This is a genomic window from Desulfobaculum sp. (genome assembly GCF_054921475.1).
In genome coordinates this window covers 1-5181 of sequence record NZ_JBUDSW010000253.1, presented here as the reverse complement: position 1 = coordinate 5181, position 5181 = coordinate 1, and the positions used below count along the sequence as shown (strand labels likewise).

Below are 5181 nucleotides of genomic sequence, written 5' to 3'. Positions count from 1 at the left end.
GGTGCTGTTGGTGGATGTCGTGCGGTGTTGTGCCTTGGTGAGGTAGTGAGGCCCATAGTCCGCGTTGGCGGGGTGGCGGGAGCGTGAGGGGCCCCTTCGGGAGCTGGCGTGCTGGCTGCTAGGCGGCACCTGGCAGGGGGCGGAGAAGAATGACGGCCGACGCGTATGGGGATACACGTCGGCCTTGCATGGTTATGAGGGGGCGCTGTGGGGGACTGGTTGCGCAGGCTGTTAGGGCAGGGCTATCCAGTCCACGTAGGCCGTGGCGCTTGCGCCGGTGTTGTCGGTGTCCGTCATAATGGCCAGCGCTGCGGTGTGGGGCGGGTCTTCGCCAAAGGTGCGGCGGTAGTCCTCCACAATGTTCACGCGCTCCACCTGCCATGTTCCTGCCTGCGACGGGCCGCGCCGCAAGGGGATGATCATGGCTTGGTCCGTATAGGGGCTGACGAAAAAGTCCGGCGTATCCGTCACGCTGGCCCACACATACGTGAGGGTGGAGTGGGGCGGATAGTCGCCGGATACCAGCTTGGCAAGGGCGTACTTGAAGCGCGTCAGGCCTGTGGCGGCGTCCGGGTCGTAGGTGAAGACCACGTACACGCGCAGGGGGTAGTCGTCTCCGGCTTTGGTGGTGCCGTCGGCCTCGGGGATGATGGTGTTGACCTTCCACCGCCACGCCAGCGTGGGATGCTCATACACATCAAAGGGCGCGGTGGTGGTGATGCCGGAGGCACCGGCGCGGCTGGTGGCGCGCAGGGCCGTGCCGCCGTCCACAGGCGCAATGTCGTACGCCGTGGGCGTGTCGATGTTGTCAAAGGTCCGGTGGGTCCAGTTGTCAAGGGACGTAAAGTCGTCCCGCCACCAGTCGTCTGCGTGCGCTGAAAGTGGCACGGCGGCAACGAACAGGGTGAGGATGAGAAGAAGAAAGACATGTCGCATATCTGTACGTAGCACCATGAGGCGGTTTCGTCCAAGGGGGCGCTGCGGTCCGGGCATGTTGGTTCGCCAAAGTGTCGGGTAGCGGACGCTTGGAGGGCGCGATGAAGGTGGTTTCTACCTATTGGGAATGTTTCATTTTTCATCGTATCCGTGTAGTCTTGTTCGCAAGGGAGATGTTGTAGGTGGCGCGGCGGCGATTGGCCGCGCCGGAAGCCTTCGCATCGGGATGTTTGAAAAAGGGGAAACATATGGGGACCATTCTCGTTCTTGGCGGAACGGGCATGTTTGGTACCGCCCTCGCGGAATGTCTGCGAAAGACGGGGACCGACTATGTGCTGGGCGTGCCCACGCGGCAGACCCTGTGCGAAATGCAGGACCAAGGCCACCGCGCCGTCCTTGCCGACTTTGAGCGGCCGGAGACGTTGGAGTCGGCCCTGTGTGGCATTGAGGGGCTGTTTTTGCGTACACCGCTGGTGCCGGATATTGCCAACTGGACGGTCCGCGCCATTACGGCGGCGCGGCGGGCTGGAGTGCGGTTTATTGTGCGGGCCTCCGGCTGCGGTGTGGAGGCAGAGGGCAGCTGCGGCATGACCCGCCTGCACGGCGCGCTGGACGCCGCCGTGCGCGAGAGCGGCATTCCCTGTTGCCTTGTGCGTAGTGCGCCGCTGATGCAGGACTACGCCACGCATTATGCGCCCATGATTCGCGATACCGGGCGGATTTTCCTGCCCATGGGCATGGCCGCCACCGCGCTGGTGGATGCCCGCGACGTGGCCGAGGGGCTGTGCCGCATCCTTGCCACGCCCGAGGGCTTCCTTGGCCGCAGCTTTATGTTCACTGGCCCATATGCGCTGGATAATGTGGAGATAGCGGTCATCCTGTCGGAAATCGTGGGACGGCGCATCGCCTATGTTCCGGTGGACGACGCCACGGCGGAGTATGCCATGGTCCGCGCGGGCATGGCGCACTGGACCATTGACCTGCAACACGGCCTCAACGCCGCCATCCGCAGCGGCGCGGCCACGCAGGTGACGCCGGACCTTGCGGCCATACTGGAGCGCCAGCCGGTGGATTTTAGAACCTTTGCCAATGCGTACCGTCAGGCGTGGGAGCCCGCCTACGCCTGACCCACGCGGCCCCGCGCCTCACCTTCTGCATGCTGTGCCCGCACCGCCACCCTGTGGCGGCGCGGGTGTTTTTGTCTGGTGGGGCCGCTTTGCGCTGATGTTGTGTTCTGAGGCAGGCCCTGACGCAAGTTCCTGCTCCACAAGGCATGGAAAACGGCGGGTCCCACGCGCGGCTCCGTGCCACGGGCGGCGGGCGCTCCTTTGGTCCCGTGCGCGCGCCCTGCGCGCAGTTTTGTCCTGCTGCGTGGCGGCAAAGATTGGTGTTGAGTGCCTGCGCCAGTCGTGGCAGTGTACCGCTCCCCGCGGGGGATGGGCAGGCGCGCTGCACGCTCCCTTGCCCCGTCCCGCAGGGAAAAGACTGAACGATGTGGAGACGTCAATGCATGGAAATGACATATACCGCGACCTTCTCTCGCGCTTTGGGGTGGCCTACCGCCGCACCCGGCGCGATATCCCTTTGGCCGGCAGTCCGGAGCGCTGCGGCTGGCGCAGTGTTGTCGAGGGCGATGACGGCAGACTGTGGGTGCTGGAGCGCCTCAGCCCGGGCCAGCACGTCTGGCGCGAGTCCGTTGGTACGCTCCTCAGCGCCTTGACCCGCAGCGGCTGCGATGGCGCTGTGGCGTACCTGCCGTGCGGCGAGGGCTTTACCTGCGCCCACGGCGGTGAGCACTGGCAGCTTGCGCCCTTTGTGCCCGGCGACGAGTTGCCGCGTCCGGATTATATTCACGACGCGGAGCGCGGACAGGCCTTGGCGGCCTTTCTGGGGCGCCTTCGCCGCGCCGGGCAGCAGGTGACCCCGCCCCGCGAGGCCTCGCCGTTTCGTCTGCCGGAGTATATTCAGGATATTCTGCACACCGCGCGGCGCCTGCGCCCGGATGTGGCGGAGGCCGTGGAACCGGTGGTGGCGGATATGGCCGTCATGGGGCCGGAATTCGCTGGTGCGCCCACAGCGCTGTGCCACGGCGACTATCATCCCCTCAATGTCATTTGGGCGGGGCAGGGTGTGCGCGCCGTTATCGACTGGGAGTTTACGGGCATCAAACCCGACCTGTACGATGCGGCCAACTGCATTGGCTGTGTCGGCAGTGAGCACCCGGACTACCTTGTTCGCGGTCTGGTCCCCGCGTTTGTGACGGGCCTGCGCGAAGAGGGCGTTCTGCGGGCGGACAACGAGCGCTGGCTGCATCCTCTTGTTCTTGGTCTGCGCATGGCGTGGCTGTCCGAATGGCTGCGGCGGCGCGATGAGGAGATGTTAGAAATGGAGCTGGAATATATGCGCATCCTCACCACCTATGCGCCGCAGATACAGCGCGGCTGGGGCATCGCGAACCCGGCCTAGACGCGGGAACCAACACGATATGTATGCGCGCCGCGCCGCAATACCGCGCGGAAGGAAGTGACTGGATATGCAGGACGTTGACGCTCTTATTGTAGGAGCCGGAGCCTCGGGGCTGATGTGCGCCATTCGCGCCGGACGGCGCGGGCGGCGGGTTGCTGTGCTGGACAAGGGCGGCAAGACCGCCCGCAAGGTGCGCATTGCCGGTGGTGGCCGGTGTAATTTTACCAACCTCGACTGCGAGGCGCGGCACTACCTTGGCGAGAACCCGCACTTTTGCAAGTCTGCCCTTGCGCGCTTTTCGCCCTACGACATCCTGAGCCTGCTGGCCGAAAACGGCCTTGGGTATGAGGAGAAGGCCGAGGGGCAGCTGTTTTGCGAGCAGGGCGGCGCGGCTGTTGCGGGCGTGCTGGAGCGCCTCGCCGGTGAGGCCGGGGCGTCGGTTCGCCTTGGCATGGACGTGCAGACAGTGGAGCGCGAGGGCGACGGCTTTGTGGTGCGCACGGACCAAGGCGACATGCGCGCCCCAGCGGTTGTGGTGGCGACTGGCGGGCGCTCGTGGCCCGGCGTTGGCGCAACGACCTTTGGCTATGAGGTGGCGAAGCACTTTGGCCTGCGCGTTGTGCCGCCGCGTCCGGCGCTGACGCCGCTGGTGGTGCCTAACTGGCGCTACAGCGACCTCTCCGGCGTGGCGTTGCCCGCGCGGGTGACGTGCGGGGACGCGAGCTTTGCCGATGACGTGCTGTTCACCCACAAGGGGCTGTCTGGGCCCGCCATTTTGCAAATTTCCAGCTACTGGCGCAAAGGCGAAGCCCTGAGCATTGACCTGCTACCGGGGCAGAGCATTGTGGACACCGTTGAACAGGCGCGCCATGAGCGGGGCAAGACCCTGCTGCGCAACGTCTTGGGCGCGCACTTTCCCGAGCGTTTGGCGCGGCGCGTTGCCGGCGCTGACGGCGATACGCAGGTGGCTGACCTGCGCCGCAAGGCCATGGACCGCCTTGCCGAGGCCGTGCACGCGTGGACGGTGCAGCCCTCGCGCGCCGAGGGCTGGGACAAAGCCGAGGTGACGGCGGGCGGTGTGGACACGGCGGCGCTGTCGTCCAAGACCATGGCGGCGCGCAGCGTTCCGGGCCTGTATTTTACGGGCGAGGTTGTGGACGTGACGGGCTGGCTTGGCGGGTACAACCTGCACTGGGCGTGGGCCAGCGGCTTTGCGGCTGGCGAGGCCGTTTAACAGCCTGCACGGCCGCGCGGCGCCAATGGCAAAGGGCGGGATGCTGTGAAGCATCCCGCCCTTTGTTGTGCCCTTTGGGCGAAAAGTGCGGCTGACGGGCGCGGGCCCGGTCGACGCGGCTAGTCTTCCACGCGGCTGGTGCTGATGATGGTGATGGGGTCCACCGGCACGTCCTGATGGTAGCCGTAGTTCTTGGTGCGGACCTTGGCAATGGCGTCAACGGCCTCCATGCCTTCCACAACCTGACCAAACGCGCAGTAGCCCCAACCGTCGGGGGTTTCATTGCGGTGGTTCAAAAAGCCGTTGTCCACAAGGTTCACAAAGAACTGCGCCGTGGCGCTGTGCGGGTCCATGGTGCGGGCCATGGCCACGGTGCCGCGCACGTTGGCAACGCCGTTGTTTGCTTCGTTCTGGATGGGGTCGTGGGTGGGCTTTTCGCGCATCATCATGTCCAGACCGCCGCCCTGCACCATAAAGTTGGGGATAACGCGGTGGAAGATGGTGCCGTTGTAGAATTCCTCATCCACGTAGGTCAGGAAGTTCTT

At 65.4% G+C, this 5181-nt stretch carries 5 protein-coding genes; 3 read left to right on the top strand and 2 right to left on the bottom strand.

Features of this window, described 5'->3' with window-relative positions:
* Window positions 1-231 precede the first annotated feature (231 nt).
* Window positions 232-936 carry a DUF3047 domain-containing protein gene (locus tag ACY69P_RS13885; protein ID WP_459901925.1) on the bottom strand — a complete coding sequence of 235 codons (705 nt, stop codon included), beginning with the start codon at window positions 934-936 and terminating at the stop codon, window positions 232-234.
* Window positions 937-1184: 248 nt separating this feature from the next.
* Here ACY69P_RS13885 and ACY69P_RS13880 point away from each other — a divergent pair, with 248 nt between their 5' ends.
* The 3 genes from ACY69P_RS13880 (at window position 1185) to ACY69P_RS13870 (ending at window position 4636) form a co-directional block, all read left to right on the top strand.
* Window positions 1185-2063 (top strand): NmrA family NAD(P)-binding protein, encoded by an 879-nt coding sequence (locus ACY69P_RS13880; RefSeq protein ID WP_462327905.1) that lies wholly within the window; start codon window positions 1185-1187, stop codon window positions 2061-2063.
* Window positions 2064-2442: 379 nt separating this feature from the next.
* Window positions 2443-3402: a phosphotransferase enzyme family protein gene (locus tag ACY69P_RS13875; RefSeq protein ID WP_462327904.1), complete on the top strand. Its 960-nt coding sequence runs from the start codon at window positions 2443-2445 to the stop codon at window positions 3400-3402.
* A 67-nt stretch (window positions 3403-3469) separates the two neighbouring features.
* A complete protein-coding gene (locus ACY69P_RS13870; protein WP_462327903.1) occupies window positions 3470-4636 on the top strand; it encodes a BaiN/RdsA family NAD(P)/FAD-dependent oxidoreductase in 1167 nt (388 codons plus the stop codon).
* A gap of 119 nt (window positions 4637-4755) precedes the next feature.
* Here the strand turns inward: ACY69P_RS13870 and ACY69P_RS13865 are convergent.
* Window positions 4756-5181 (bottom strand): peptidylprolyl isomerase (locus ACY69P_RS13865; RefSeq protein ID WP_462327902.1); only part of this gene is annotated, 426 nt, incomplete at its 5' end.